This is a genomic window from Nitrospira sp. Nam80 (genome assembly GCF_965152575.1).
Map to the genome: position 1 here is coordinate 3,595,304 of NZ_OZ224216.1, position 12,435 is coordinate 3,607,738.

14 protein-coding genes and 1 pseudogene are annotated in these 12,435 nt (G+C 58.5%); 12 read left to right on the forward strand and 3 right to left on the reverse strand.

The window, feature by feature from the left end; translation table 11 throughout:
- Positions 1-6 precede the first annotated feature (6 nt).
- The 4 genes from nadD to bioB all read left to right on the forward strand — a co-directional run bounded on the left by nadD (position 7) and on the right by bioB (position 3,630).
- Positions 7-696, forward strand: coding sequence for a nicotinate-nucleotide adenylyltransferase (gene nadD / locus ACWGXE_RS16975; protein WP_447599185.1), 690 nt, complete (start codon positions 7-9; stop codon positions 694-696).
- A gap of 67 nt (positions 697-763) precedes the next feature.
- Complete coding sequence (gene rsfS / locus ACWGXE_RS16980; RefSeq protein ID WP_447603774.1) at positions 764-1,102, forward strand: ribosome silencing factor; 339 nt, start codon at positions 764-766, stop codon at positions 1,100-1,102.
- A gap of 1 nt (position 1,103) precedes the next feature.
- Positions 1,104-2,504, forward strand: a complete 1,401-nt coding sequence (locus tag ACWGXE_RS16985; protein WP_447599186.1) for a tetratricopeptide repeat protein — start codon at positions 1,104-1,106, stop codon at positions 2,502-2,504.
- Positions 2,505-2,598: 94 nt separating this feature from the next.
- Positions 2,599-3,630 carry a biotin synthase BioB gene (bioB, locus tag ACWGXE_RS16990; protein WP_447599187.1) on the forward strand — a complete coding sequence of 344 codons (1,032 nt, stop codon included), beginning with the start codon at positions 2,599-2,601 and terminating at the stop codon, positions 3,628-3,630.
- On the opposite strand, the gene ACWGXE_RS16995 is transcribed toward bioB, so the two are convergent.
- Positions 3,621-6,248, reverse strand: a complete 2,628-nt coding sequence (locus tag ACWGXE_RS16995) for an FtsX-like permease family protein (RefSeq protein WP_447599188.1) — start codon at positions 6,246-6,248, stop codon at positions 3,621-3,623. The two genes, bioB and ACWGXE_RS16995, sit on opposite strands and share 10 nt — an antisense overlap.
- Before the next feature lie 106 nt (positions 6,249-6,354).
- Between ACWGXE_RS16995 and ACWGXE_RS17000 the strand changes: the two genes are divergently transcribed.
- A complete protein-coding gene (locus ACWGXE_RS17000; RefSeq protein WP_447599189.1) occupies positions 6,355-6,642 on the forward strand; it encodes a response regulator transcription factor in 288 nt (95 codons plus the stop codon).
- A gap of 3 nt (positions 6,643-6,645) precedes the next feature.
- On the opposite strand, the gene ACWGXE_RS17005 is transcribed toward ACWGXE_RS17000, so the two are convergent.
- Complete coding sequence (locus ACWGXE_RS17005; protein WP_447599190.1) at positions 6,646-7,572, reverse strand: dihydroorotate oxidase; 927 nt, start codon at positions 7,570-7,572, stop codon at positions 6,646-6,648.
- A gap of 9 nt (positions 7,573-7,581) precedes the next feature.
- Entirely contained in the window at positions 7,582-8,307 is a 726-nt protein-coding gene (locus tag ACWGXE_RS17010) for an ABC transporter ATP-binding protein (RefSeq protein WP_447599191.1), read from the reverse strand.
- Between the two features lie 143 nt (positions 8,308-8,450).
- Between ACWGXE_RS17010 and ACWGXE_RS17015 the strand changes: the two are divergent.
- The 7 genes and pseudogenes from ACWGXE_RS17015 to ACWGXE_RS17045 all read left to right on the forward strand — a co-directional run.
- Positions 8,451-8,648, forward strand: a pseudogene (locus ACWGXE_RS17015) (double zinc ribbon domain-containing protein); the annotation flags it as partial.
- Between the two features lie 93 nt (positions 8,649-8,741).
- A complete protein-coding gene (locus ACWGXE_RS17020; RefSeq protein ID WP_447603776.1) occupies positions 8,742-9,302 on the forward strand; it encodes a ComF family protein in 561 nt (186 codons plus the stop codon).
- Positions 9,289-9,633, forward strand: a complete 345-nt coding sequence (locus tag ACWGXE_RS17025) for an FmdB family zinc ribbon protein (RefSeq protein ID WP_447599192.1) — start codon at positions 9,289-9,291, stop codon at positions 9,631-9,633. Before ACWGXE_RS17020 ends, ACWGXE_RS17025 begins: the two co-directional genes overlap by 14 nt.
- Positions 9,634-9,735: 102 nt before the next feature.
- Positions 9,736-9,951 (forward strand): helix-turn-helix domain-containing protein, encoded by a 216-nt coding sequence (locus ACWGXE_RS17030; protein ID WP_447599194.1) that lies wholly within the window; start codon positions 9,736-9,738, stop codon positions 9,949-9,951.
- The gene (locus ACWGXE_RS17035) at positions 9,948-10,391 is read left to right on the forward strand and encodes a division/cell wall cluster transcriptional repressor MraZ (protein ID WP_447599196.1); all 444 of its coding nucleotides are present in this window, start codon (positions 9,948-9,950) and stop codon (positions 10,389-10,391) included. The genes ACWGXE_RS17030 and ACWGXE_RS17035 overlap by 4 nt, the downstream gene beginning before the upstream one ends.
- 213 nt (positions 10,392-10,604) lie before the next feature.
- Positions 10,605-10,997 (forward strand): RusA family crossover junction endodeoxyribonuclease, encoded by a 393-nt coding sequence (locus tag ACWGXE_RS17040; protein ID WP_447599197.1) that lies wholly within the window; start codon positions 10,605-10,607, stop codon positions 10,995-10,997.
- A 133-nt stretch (positions 10,998-11,130) separates the two neighbouring features.
- Positions 11,131-12,408: an HD-GYP domain-containing protein gene (locus ACWGXE_RS17045; RefSeq protein WP_447599198.1), complete on the forward strand. Its 1,278-nt coding sequence runs from the start codon at positions 11,131-11,133 to the stop codon at positions 12,406-12,408.
- Positions 12,409-12,435 lie beyond the last annotated feature (27 nt).

Consider the following 12,435-nt stretch of genomic DNA (forward strand, 5'->3'; position numbering starts at 1 on the left):
ATGGTCATGACGCGACTGGGGCTGCTCGGCGGAAGCTTCAATCCAATTCACAACTGCCATGTGAGCATCGCGGCGCAGACCCGCGATGCCCTAGGCTTGGATCGCATTCTCTTCATTCCGGCCGGCGATCCTCCGCATAAATTACCGGGCACGCTGGCTCCGGCGATCCATCGTGAAGCGATGGTCCGGCTCGCCATTGAAGGCGAGCCGTCGTTCGGACTCTCGGACATTGAACTCAGGCGTCGAGGGCGTTCCTATTCGATCGATACCGTCCGCGCTCTAAGGTCTCAATTGGGCCCGGGAACCGATCTGTTCTTCATCATCGGGCTGGACGCCTTCCTCGATTTCGCTTCATGGAAGGAGGCGGACACGCTGCTTCAGGCGTGTAATTTCATCGTGGTTTCGCGTCCACGGGTGGCGTTCGAGCAGCTTATTGCAATGCCTCTCTTTCCCCCGGCGGATCCGGTGCAGCTCCGGGCGCTCGACCGCGGCCAGGCCCATCGCCTTTCTGTCCCGATTTCCGGCAGGCAGGAGCTAACATTGTTGCGACTGCCTCCGTGCGACATCTCCGCATCAGAAATCAGACGGCGCGTACGCCAAGGTCGCAGCCTGGCGGATCTGTTGCCCATACCTGTTGAATCTTATATAATTCAACAAGGTCTCTACTCGGAGGACAACGATCGCACCGGAAGCTAAGGCCAAGGCCCTCGCGATAGCAGGGGCGATTCTTGACAAGAAGGCCACCGATGTCCTCATCCTGCATATCGCCAAGCTGACTTCAGTCGCAGATTTTCTCGTATTGTGTTCCGGAGACTCGGAGCGCCAGGCTCGAGCGATTGCGGACCACGTGGACGGAATTCTGTCCGCTCAGGGCCATGGCCCGCTCAGCATTGAAGGCGCGGGATCCGCGAAATGGATCCTCATGGATTTCGGCGATGTGGTCGTCCACATTTTCCTGAAAGATATCCGTGAACATTACGCCCTTGAAAAGCTGTGGGGGGACGCCAAGAAAGTCCGTCTCCCATCGGAGCATGCTCCCCGCCCGTCATTACCGGCGCGCCCGGTGACTATTCGCGCTTCCCGTACGCGGAAACGAGTCTGACATGTTTCGCTTGCTCGCCACGATTTTTCTGGTCGCCGCCGGAACGTTCATCTACAGCTATTTCCGCGAGTTGAACCCAGGATCGGTTGTTATAAAGGCCGGTCCCGACACGTCGTTTGAACTCAACACGGTGTCGTTGATCCTGTTGGCCATGGCGGTCGGCGCCATCGCCGTTGCGGTTCTCGTGAGCGCTCATCAGACGTCCCACGTCATCCTCAATTGGCGCACCAACCGCTTGCTTCGGCGAAAGGAAAAAGTCGACGTGTTGCACCGGGACGGCACTCACGCTTTTATGTCGAAACGCACCGCCGACGCGGTCGCACTCTTTGAGCGGGCCCTGGTGATTGATCCGAACCGAACCGATTCACTCCTGTGGCTGGGAAACATCTATCGCGCCGAGAACAACTTCACCGAGGCAATCCGGCTGCATCAGCAGGCCCATCGGGTCGAGGAACGCAACGTGGAGATCCTTTTGGAATTGGCCAAAGATCTGGAGGCGGCGAAGCGATATGAGGAAGCTCTTCACACGCTCCAGAAGATTCTTCGGATCGAATCGGAAAACCTCACCGCCCTCATTCGTAAACGAGACCTGTACATTCGTCTCGAAAAATGGACGGACGCGCTGGAAGTCCAGCATCGCCTGCTGAAGGCGACCCTGCCGGAGCAGGAAAAGCGGGCGGAACAGCAGCTGTTGGTCGGATGCATGTATGAGGTGGGACGCCAGTTGTTGGAACGAGGGCATCCCGACAAGGCGCGCCGTTATTTCCGCGGTGCGATCAAAAAGGACCGTACCTTTCTCCCGGCTTACATCGGCATCGGAGAGATCCTCGTTCGCGAAGGCAAAACCAAAAACGCGGTTGAAATCCTGAAGAAGATTTACGCCAAGACGAACAGCATCATCATTTTGCATCGGCTCGAGGAACTGTTCCTGGAACTGGGCGAGCCGGATGAGATTATTCGGGTCTACCAGGAAGCTTTGCAGCAGGACCCGCGGAATGTCGCCATCCAGTTTTATCTCGGCAAGCTCTATTATCGCCTCGAAATGGCGGACGAAGCCTACGATATCCTCTCGACGCTGGACGGATCACATGAACAACTCGTTGAGTATCATAAGATCATGGCCAACCTCTATCTTCGCAAGCAACATATGGAGGAGGCCGTCGGCGAGTTGAAGAAAGCGCTGAACTTCAGGAAACGAGTCGTGGTGCCGTACGTCTGCACCCACTGCCATCATCAACAGGTCGAATGGTCGGGCCGGTGCCGCCGCTGCGGGCTCTGGAACACCTATGCCGCCCTTCCCGGCCTGGACGCCTCGAGATCGGAAGCCGACCGCGACAAGGCCTCGTCCCGCCTTCGCACGGTTCCCTACCAAGGCATTGCATCTCCATTTGAAACCGTGTAGGTTCTGTCCGCTTTGAGCCTGGCCGCGGCCATGATCCGCCGCGACGGCGCGACCGATTCACTGTCTTCCCTTGCAGGACGAAGGAGGCCATTCGATGACCGATTTTCGCATACTGTCCGCCAAGGCTCTCCAAGAGACGGCCTTGACACGCCAGGAGTGCCTGGCTGTCCTCCGCGCTCCGGAGGAACAGGTGCTCGATCTGCTAGCAGCGGCGTTCGAGGTTCGCCGTCGTTATTTCGGCAAGACCGTGCGCCTACAGATGTTACTCAACGCCAAGAGCGGCGCCTGCCAGGAGGACTGTCACTACTGTTCTCAGTCGGCGATCTCAAAGGCACCTATTGATCGCTACGGCTTGCTGTCATCGGAAGACATGCGGGAAGGCGCACGCCAGGCCGCATCGGCGAAGGCTCAACGGTACTGTATCGTCATCAGCGGCCGAAGTCCGCTGGATCGCGAAATTACCGAAATCGCGGACGCGGTACGCGCAATCAAGCGGGACATTCCCATTCAAATCTGTTGTTCCCTCGGCCTCTTGGACGCGACCCAAGCCCGCCGATTGAAGGACGCGGGGGTTGATCGGATCAATCATAATTTGAACACGTCGGAAGCCTATCATGCCTCAATCTGCACGACCCATTCCTATCAGAATCGGCTGACCACCATCCGCCACGCTCGGACTGCAGGGCTGGAAATTTGTTCCGGAGGGATCGTCGGGATGGGGGAAAGCGACGAAGACCTGATCGATTTGGCCATGGCCCTTCGGGAAGTCAAACCGGATTCGATCCCGATCAATACGCTGCATCCGGTCGCCGGGACGCCGTTGGAACATTGCCGGCACCTCACCCCGACACGCTGCCTGAGAGTGCTCTGCCTCTTTCGTTTCCTTCATCCAAAAACGGAGATCCGCATTGCCGGCGGCCGGGAACACAATTTGCGCAGCCTCCAGCCGCTTGCCCTCTATCCGGCCGATTCCGTGTTCGTGAACGGTTACCTGACCACGCCGGGCCAACCGGCCGCGGAAGTGTGGCAAATGATCACCGATCTGGGGTTCCAGATTGAAAAAGGCTCCCAACCGCCCGCCGATGAAATGGTTCCGTCCGCCGAACCGGCAGACGTTCATTCGTAGCGGAGTCCCTCGATAGCCGGTTGACGTGAGGCCCAGCGCGCTGGCCAATAGCCGGACAGCGCTGCCACCACCAGCGACATCACAAGCGCCACAGCCCAGACCTCTGGCGTCCATTCCATCTGGATGGTCCATCCGAACGACTGCTTATTGATTACTTTGATGAGCATGTACGACAGGGCGACGCCCCCGACAATGCCCAAGAAAGCCCCGATTGCTCCCAGGTACGAGGCTTCCCAGAGAACCAGCGCTTGAATTTGCCTCTCGCTAGCCCCGATCGCCTGCAACGTGGCGAACTCACGCCGCCGTTCCAGAACCGAGGTCACCAGCGTGTTCACGATGCCGAGCACCGCGATCAACACGGCAATCGCTTCCAACGCATAGGTCAAGAGAAAGGTGCGATCGAAAATATCCAGGATTTCGCGGCGCAGCTCCGCATTACTGACGATCGAGAGACCGGCGCCTGCACGGTCATCGTGCGACAAGCGGCGCAAAATCGCTTCGCGCACCAAAGCAGACTCGGCGCCCGTCGCCAAGTAGACCGGAAAGACGGTAATGGCCTCATCGGCTGTCCACCACCGGCGATAGGTGGCGCGATCCATGACAATCTTGCCCCCATCCGTCGCATAGTCGTAAAATACCCCCACCACCGGAAAGGTCCTTGGACCGGACGGCGTCGCCAACTCCAATCGTTGCCCGACCCTGATGTTCAATAGGCCGGACAGGACTTCGGAGACCACAATGCCGCCCTCCTCGGCCGCTTGTCGTAACAGGGTGGCGGAATCGCCCGACACAAAGAGATAGCGGCTCCGCTCGGCATGCACCCGCAAATCACGAGATACCAGCGCCACCGATCTATCTCCAAGTCTGATGCGAATATCGCGATACCGATCAACCGCCGCCACCCCGTCGATCCGCCGAATATCATCAGCCCAGATTGATGGCAGCGTCCGCTCTCCCGCGCTTTCTCGCGATCCTTGAAGCCAGGCCTGCGGCGTCACAATCAGATCTGCAATGACCGTCTCTTCAATCCACACTTCGACCGTGTGACGAAAACTCCGAACCATTATCAGCACGCCGACCATAATGGCGACTCCGACCAGCAACGCGGATACGGTGACGCTGCTCCGACCGGAGCAACGCACGATCTGTTCGGCAGCAATTTTTCCCAGCGTGCGCCCTGATCCCGATCCGGCTGCTGCCCGAGATTTCCGTTGGCTCCAATAGTGAAGTGCATGGATCACCGGGAGGATCAATGCCGACAATCCCGCCAGCAGACAAAAGGCCGCGGCATATCCGAAGATCGGGATCCCGTCGATTGGTCCGCCCAATAAGAGGACGCCGGACGCCGTTAACAGCAGGCAACCAACCAGGGCCGACGCACCCGTCGCCGATTGCTTTGTGACGTCATAGCTCCCCGGCGCAAGAGCCTGCACGACCACCGTTCGCGCTGCGTCCAGGCTCGGCGCCAGCGCACCGAGCGCCGAGACCACGCCGCCCAGGATTCCGCCTTGAAGCAAGACCGGCAGCCACTGACCGGCTCTTCGGCCCATCATCGAATCCGGCACCGAAGCATACAGTTCGGAAACGGTTCTCCCGAGCAGGCCTGTCAACCCTGCGGCCGTCCACACGCCCAGCAAGGCGCCAAGGAGGCCGCCGACCAAGCCCATCGCGGCCGCTTCAGCCACGAACAAGACCGACACAGTTCGTTCCGACATGCCGATAGCCCGGAAAATTCCAATCTCCCGCCTGCGCTGAATGACGCTGAACGAAATGCTGTTATAGATCAGGAATATGCCGACCAGCAGGCCCACGCCGCTCAACACCGTCAAATTGGTCTGAAAGGCGCGCACCATATTTTCGACTTGCTTCCCGCGCGATCCCGGGCGTTGCACCATGACCGACGGAGGCAACGATTGCCGCAACTGTTCCAGAATCCGCTCCAGCGGTCGGGAAGTACGGGTGATTAATTCGATGCGATCCAATTTCCCGATCGAGTCAAATGTCTTTTGTGCTGCGGCAATATCCATGACGGCCATACCGCTCCAGACAGACCGTATGCCGTTTCCTTCCTGGAACACCCCGCCGACGCGCAGAATGACGTTCTGCGATCCTACGGACAGCACAACGCGGTCGCCCTCCGCCACGTTCCATTCCGTCGCGAGAGTCTGCCCCAGGAACAGGGTGTCGCCGGCCATCAGACGATCCAATCCCTCGGCAGCCCCTTGCTTTCGAAACTCGACGGTTCGTCGGGACAACATCTCGATCACATCGATACCGAGCACGGTAATGGCCCGGCCTGCACGAGAATCCCGCACCATGCTGGCTTCGATCGTCAGGATCGGATCGGCGGACACAATGTCCGGTACTTGCCGGACGGCGGTAATCACGGTTTCGTCTAGCGGAGCATCTACGCCGGTAATTTCGAGCGTCGCGGCTCCTGAAACGATAGCCACCGTTCTCTCAAATGAACGCAGAATTTCGACATTGGCCGCTCGCACGGCAATAAAGGCCGACACGCCCAAGGCTACGCCCACGACGGTCAGGCCGGTTCGGAGCGGCCGCTCCACCATATGGGCCAGTCCGAGACGGCAGAGCATCAATGGATAGGCGAGAGTCATGAAATCGGTGGTCGGGAAAAAGGAAGGAAAGACCTCTAGTAGCTTTGTTTACAGATTTTCCGATGCATGCTAGACTACGTAGCACTATCACATCGAGGTGGTATCTATGCCGAAACCACGCCGCTCAAAAAAACAACTGAAGAGACGTTCGCCCCGGAAGACCACCGCCGCCAAAAGCACCGGAGGCCTGACGCCTCGACAGCGGGAAATTCTCAAATTGGTGTCGCAAGGCTATACGAATCGTGACATCGCCCGCCGGTTGTCCATCAGCGTTCGGACCGTCGAAGTCCATCGCTTCAATCTCATGCGCCGGCTTCGCGTCCGCAATGTCGCTCAGTTGCTTCGGCAAGCCCTGATGCGGGGATTCCTGCCGAAGAATTTCGCGACCCGCTGACTGCTAGAGTTCCTTTAATCGCCCACGACAGGCGGCAGGAGACTCGTAGCCCTTTTTCTCCAGCACCAGCGTCAGCTCACGTTCCAGCCGGTCAAAGAGGCCGAGGCCTTCCTCAACCAGGGCCGTGCCGACCTGCACGGCCGATGCCCCGCATAGAAAATGTTCGAAGGCATCAACGCCGCTCACCACGCCGCCCGTGCCGATGATTGGACACTGTCCTTCGAAGAGCCGCCAAAAAGCTCGGACATTGGCCAAGGCAACGGGCTTGATGATCGATCCGCCCAGCCCGCCGAATCCCCCCTTCGGCTTGATCACCACCGCTTCCCGTTCCGGATCGACGACCAACCCGTTGCCGACGGAATTGATCAGCGTCAGGAAATCGATTCCTGTCCGCCGCAGGACGTCCGCCATCACGGCATGATGAGCCGGGTCGAAATAGGGAGGCAATTTCACACCCATGGGAACCGTGACCAGCGGCCGCACGCGCCGGAGCAACCGCTCCGAATCCTGCGGGTCATAGCCGATTTGCGGCTTGCCCGGGATATTGGGACAGGATAAATTGATCTCCATCAAGTCCGGTTGGGCTCCGTTGACGGCTCCGGCAATCATGACGAAATCGTCTTCACACAGACCCGCCACGCTCGCAATGATCGGCTTCCCGAAGCGGCGCAGATCCGGGATGAGATCGGCATAGGTCCGGTATCCAAGATTGGGCAGCCCCATCGAATTAATCGATCCACCGGGGAATCCGACATAGCGTGGTTCGGGATTGCCGGTGCGAGACTCCAGCGTCATGGACTTCGTCACAATGGCGCCGGACCGGGATCGGCCCAGCGTCGCGAGTTCTTCTCGGGTGACACAGAGCGCGCCGGAAGCGTTCATGAAACAACTGGGAAATTTCACGCCAGCAATGGTTATCGATAGATCCATGAAAGGCCCCTACGCTGGATGTATGTATTCGTTCACGCGACCCAGCAGCCGGCCGTCCCGCATTTCCCACACATAGTCCGCTGCTTGTGCGGCAGCCCAACTGTGCGTGACCAACATGACGGTATGGCCGAAACACCTGGAAATAGACCGCAGGAGATCCACAATTTCGCATCCGCTCTTGGAGTCGAGATTCCCGGTGGGCTCGTCGGCCAGAACAATGCGGGGTTGATGAGCAATGGCTCGGGCGATCGCCACTCGTTGCTGTTCTCCCCCGGATAACTCCGCCGGCCGATGGCGCCGGCGTTCCCACATCCCGACTGCTTCAAGAACTTGTTGAACCCGCCGCGATACCGGAGTCCCCCGTTCGCCTTTGAGCAGCAAGGGCAATGCGACATTTTCATCCGCGCTCAGACCGGGAATCAGGTGGAACGCTTGAAAGACAATGCCCAGACATTCGCGGCGCATGACGGTCCAGTCGGCATTGGTGAAACGTCCCGCATCTTTCCCTTCAAGCATAATCTTCCCGGACGTCGGACGATCCAGTCCCGCAATCAAATTCAACAGCGTGCTCTTGCCGCAACCGCTGGGTCCAATGAACGCGCAAAAGTCTCCTTGCCTTACATCCAATGTAACGTCGCGTAAGGCCTGAACGCCGGCATCACCACGGGCATATACCCGGCTGACGCCATCGAGGGCGACGACTGGTTGCGATTGTTCGAACGCCAAGGCATCCATGCAACGATTGGCAGGCCCCGATCCTGAGACATTCGATGAACACGAGCGGCCGGAAGACGGGATCTTTCCTATATCACAGTGCCTTCCGGGACGACAACCTTGACAGCAGAAGACCAATTTACGATAACATCCCCACCGATATGATGACGAGTTCAGAGCTCTGCCACCGATCCAGCCGGGCGGTTCAAAATTCCGCCCGGTATGCAGTGCGGTTGCTTTTTCCGACTCGATGCCACGCGTGTGAAAGCCGGTTGACGGATGACCCGGTTCCGTTCTTTTGCCGGTCATGCTGGGAATATATTCGGCCGTTGAAAGGGCCCGCCTGTCCTCGGTGCGCTCGCCCGTTTACATCGGCGCTGGCGTCTCTTTACAGCCCAACTCATCTGTGTGGAGATTGCCGAAGAAGAAAACCGGCTTTCACACGGGCTTGGTCGGTGTATCCCTACACCTCCCCCCTGCGGGAAGCCATCAGCCTGCTGAAGTATCAAAGAAAGTACGCCTTGGCCGATTCACTCTGCCGGCTGCTTGTGGTTGCCTTACCGCCCGGATTGAACATTGACGTGATCATGCCGGTTCCGCTCCACCCGATTCGGCTTCGCGAACGGGAATTCAACCAATCACTGCTCCTCGCTCAAGCAGTCAGCCGGCAGCTGGGGTCGGAGCTTTCATATACCAATCTGATCCGAGTCGCGAACAACCCGACTCAAACATCGCTGCCCAGGTCGGCCCGTCTTACGAACCTCCATCATGCCTTCCGGCTTCGGACACCTGAGGCGGTGCAAGGATGCCGCGTGCTGCTGGTCGATGACGTGTTCACCACGGGCACCACGCTGCATGAGTGCGCGAAGGTATTGCGCAAGGCCGGAACCGGCGAGGTCTACGCGTTGACGCTGGCACGCGCGCTCGACCCCGCCATGCTGCCGCAGGCGGTTCTCCCCGCGCCCGTTTCAGAGACGGTGCGAACCAAAGGAATGCAATCCGATGCCCATTTATGAATATCGATGCCAGGACTGTGGCAAGCGAAGCAGCTACATCATTTTGAGTCGGACCAGCCAGGCTTCCGTCGCCTGCAAACAATGCCGAAGCCTGAAACTGGAACGCCTCATGTCGCGTTTCTCCGCTCCAAAATCCGAGGAAGCCAGGATGGAGGCGTTGGCGGACCCGAGTCGATTCGGCGACGTCGATGAAAACGACCCTCAGAGCATGGCTCGATTCATGAAAAAAATGGGGCAGGAAATGGGGGAAGACCTGGGAGAAGACTTCGATGCGGCAATGGAACAATCGGGAGGCGACGTGGGAGAATCGGGTGCGAATGACCTCGATTGACCGGCATTGTCATACATCTTCCTTGACAAGTCGGGCCTTCTTTTCTACGATTGCCCGATCATAGCGCCTTTGGCCTCGTGAGGTTGCTTTCTTTGATCCCATATGCCGGGCGAGACAAAGAACGAGCTCTGGACGGTCATGGAAACATGCCGTTATCTGAAAATTACCCCCCGTACCCTCTATCGCTATATTCAGCAGCACCGTCTTCCCGCATTCAAATTGGGCAAGGAATGGCGCATTGTCCGATCCGACCTCGAACAATGGGTTCGAGCGCGGGCCGATACCGCAATTGATTCCGAGAGGGAGGCGCCTACATGATGTTTGCCGGCGAGTATCTCTGCAAAGTGGATGAGAAGGGACGCTTTCTCGTTCCCTCTCCGATCCGCGAACGCCTGGAAGCCGAAGGCAGCCAGGTCATGTTTCTCAAGGGAGCCGAGCAATCGTTGTGGATCTATTCCGCGACGGAATGGGAAAAGGTCCTAGAGCGAACGAAGACCGCCCTCGACGAGGATCAGAGCCGACTGTTTATGCATCATATCGTTTCCGAAGCGGGCACCTCCGAGATCGATAAAGCCGGCCGAGTTCTGATTCCCGGGCGGCTCCGTAAACTCATCCCGGTCGATGAGGATCAGGAAGTGATCCTGGTGGGGCTCTACCATCGGATGGAAGTATGGAATCCTTCCCAGTGGCGCCGGTATCTCGCCAAGACCGAAGATCGGTATGAAGAAAACATGGCGAAGATTCAGAATCTTCTCTAGGTCATAGGTATTTTGCCGTCGCCACCTCGCCATCGCCGCTCCTCGATCGTACTGAGGAGCAGATCTTTTCGTAAAGACACCCTCTCCTCTCCCGCAGCAGCTATTGATCTCTCCGCTTCCTTATCTTCCAAGCCACGATCCAGCCCACGGTCGGCACGCGAGGCTACAGCAGCAGTGCCGCCCCATTACCTAATGGTGTCTGGTGCGGCAACTGTGGACAGCAAGGCACTCTCGCTGACTCTTCCCATTCCCCCCAGCGTCAATCATCAGTACGCCACCGTCAATGGACGCCGCCTGCTTTCCGCCGGAGGCCGGTCATACAAGGCTCTGGTCGGGCAACACGTCATGATCGCTCTGTCCAGAGTCTCCTGTCGCCAAACCCTGCTGGCTGCCTTCCGGAACGGGGAATTGGTGTTATCCATTCGCTTCTTCTTCACCTCGCGTTTGCGCCGGGATGTTGATGGAGGCCTCAAGATCGCCCAAGACGCCCTGTGCCAAGGTCTCGGCCTCAATGACAATCGCATCGTCGAGACCCATCTTTACAAAGACGTGGATAAGGCCTCGCCGAGAATGGAAGTTCGTCTCTCCCTGGCATCCAAAGCCTGATTATCCGATAGCCTCCACGGGCTTCAGCGGCAGCTACGAACGCCTCCTGCCTCAAGATGTCACACGAATCTGCCGATATGACGGTAGGTTCAGGATCATCCTGAACCACGCAGTCCTTGTGACAAGTCCGACCATGGCTCATCGCCGTATTCCGCTTGCCGCTCTGCGCGTCGGCATGCACGTCGCCAAATTGGATCGCTCTTGGTTCTGGTCACCCCTCTTTGCGTTTTCGTTCCGCATCAAGACCGCCCGGCAGATCGAGAAACTCCGCCGTTCCGGCATCAAAGAAGTGGAAATCGACCTGACCAAGGGACTGGATATCGGTGACGAGCCCGACGCCGAAACTGAAGTCGGAGAGACAGCTGCCGTCCTGGAGCGGGCGGCGCCGGGGAACCAGCAGGTTCCATGTTTGGAAACACTGCTCCGGGATCTCATGCTGGCGCGTGAAGCCAGGCAGCGGCTTGAACAGTCTGTCCGATCCACCTTTTCCAGCATCGCAGCCACCGGGGCTGTCCAGCCGGAGGAGGTCCGAAAAGTTGCCATCGAGGTCGTTTCCGTTGCGCAAACGGTCCCTAAGCCCGCGCTACTCATGGCATTCAGTCACGAACGAGACGAAGATCCGCTTCTGAGCCAACATGCCCTAGCGGTCAGCGGGCTGGCGATAATGCTGGCCCATGCGGCTGATTTTGATCTCATAGCGCTGCTCGACGTCGCAACAGGGGCGTTGCTCCATGACATTGGACTGCTCCAACTGCCGACGGACCTTCGCCGGCGGTGCCATGAGACATCTGGGCTTCTCTCGGGCCGCCAGCAGCAGCTCTACCGGTCTCATCCCAGATTGGCCGCCATGGCACTTCAGCGACAGGGGTCCTTCTCGCCTGCCATCTGCCAACTGGTCGCGGACCATCACGCGGTGCTCGACAATACCGGCTTTCCCGCTGAGAGTCCCGGGCCTTTCACTACCGAAATGACTCGGCTTGTCATGGTCGCCGATCGATATGACGAGTTGCTCACAGGGTTCGGGGGAGCCTCACCGCTGACTCCGCATCAAGCGCTCCAGCGGCTTTATCAGGAGGGACAGGCGGGGACATACGAGTTTCGGTATGTCGCCTGTTTTATCAAAGTGCTGGGCATTTATCCGGTCTATAGCAGTGTTCGACTCAATACGGGCGAGCGGGCGATCGTGACCGTGACCAACGCCGGCAAGTTGCACCAGCCGATCGTAACCATCACGCATGGCGCCAACGGCGCGGCCTATTCGGTTCCGCTGGTCGTTGATCTTGCCGATCAGGAAGAAGGAGCGCCGGTCAGATCGATTGCCGCGCTTGTTGAAGGCGATCCCAGCCTGCTTAATCAGCCGGTCATGCCAGGATCGCTCTTACGGCTCCACGACAACGCGCATCCAAGCTAACCGGGGGCCGCATGGCAACTGTCCCAT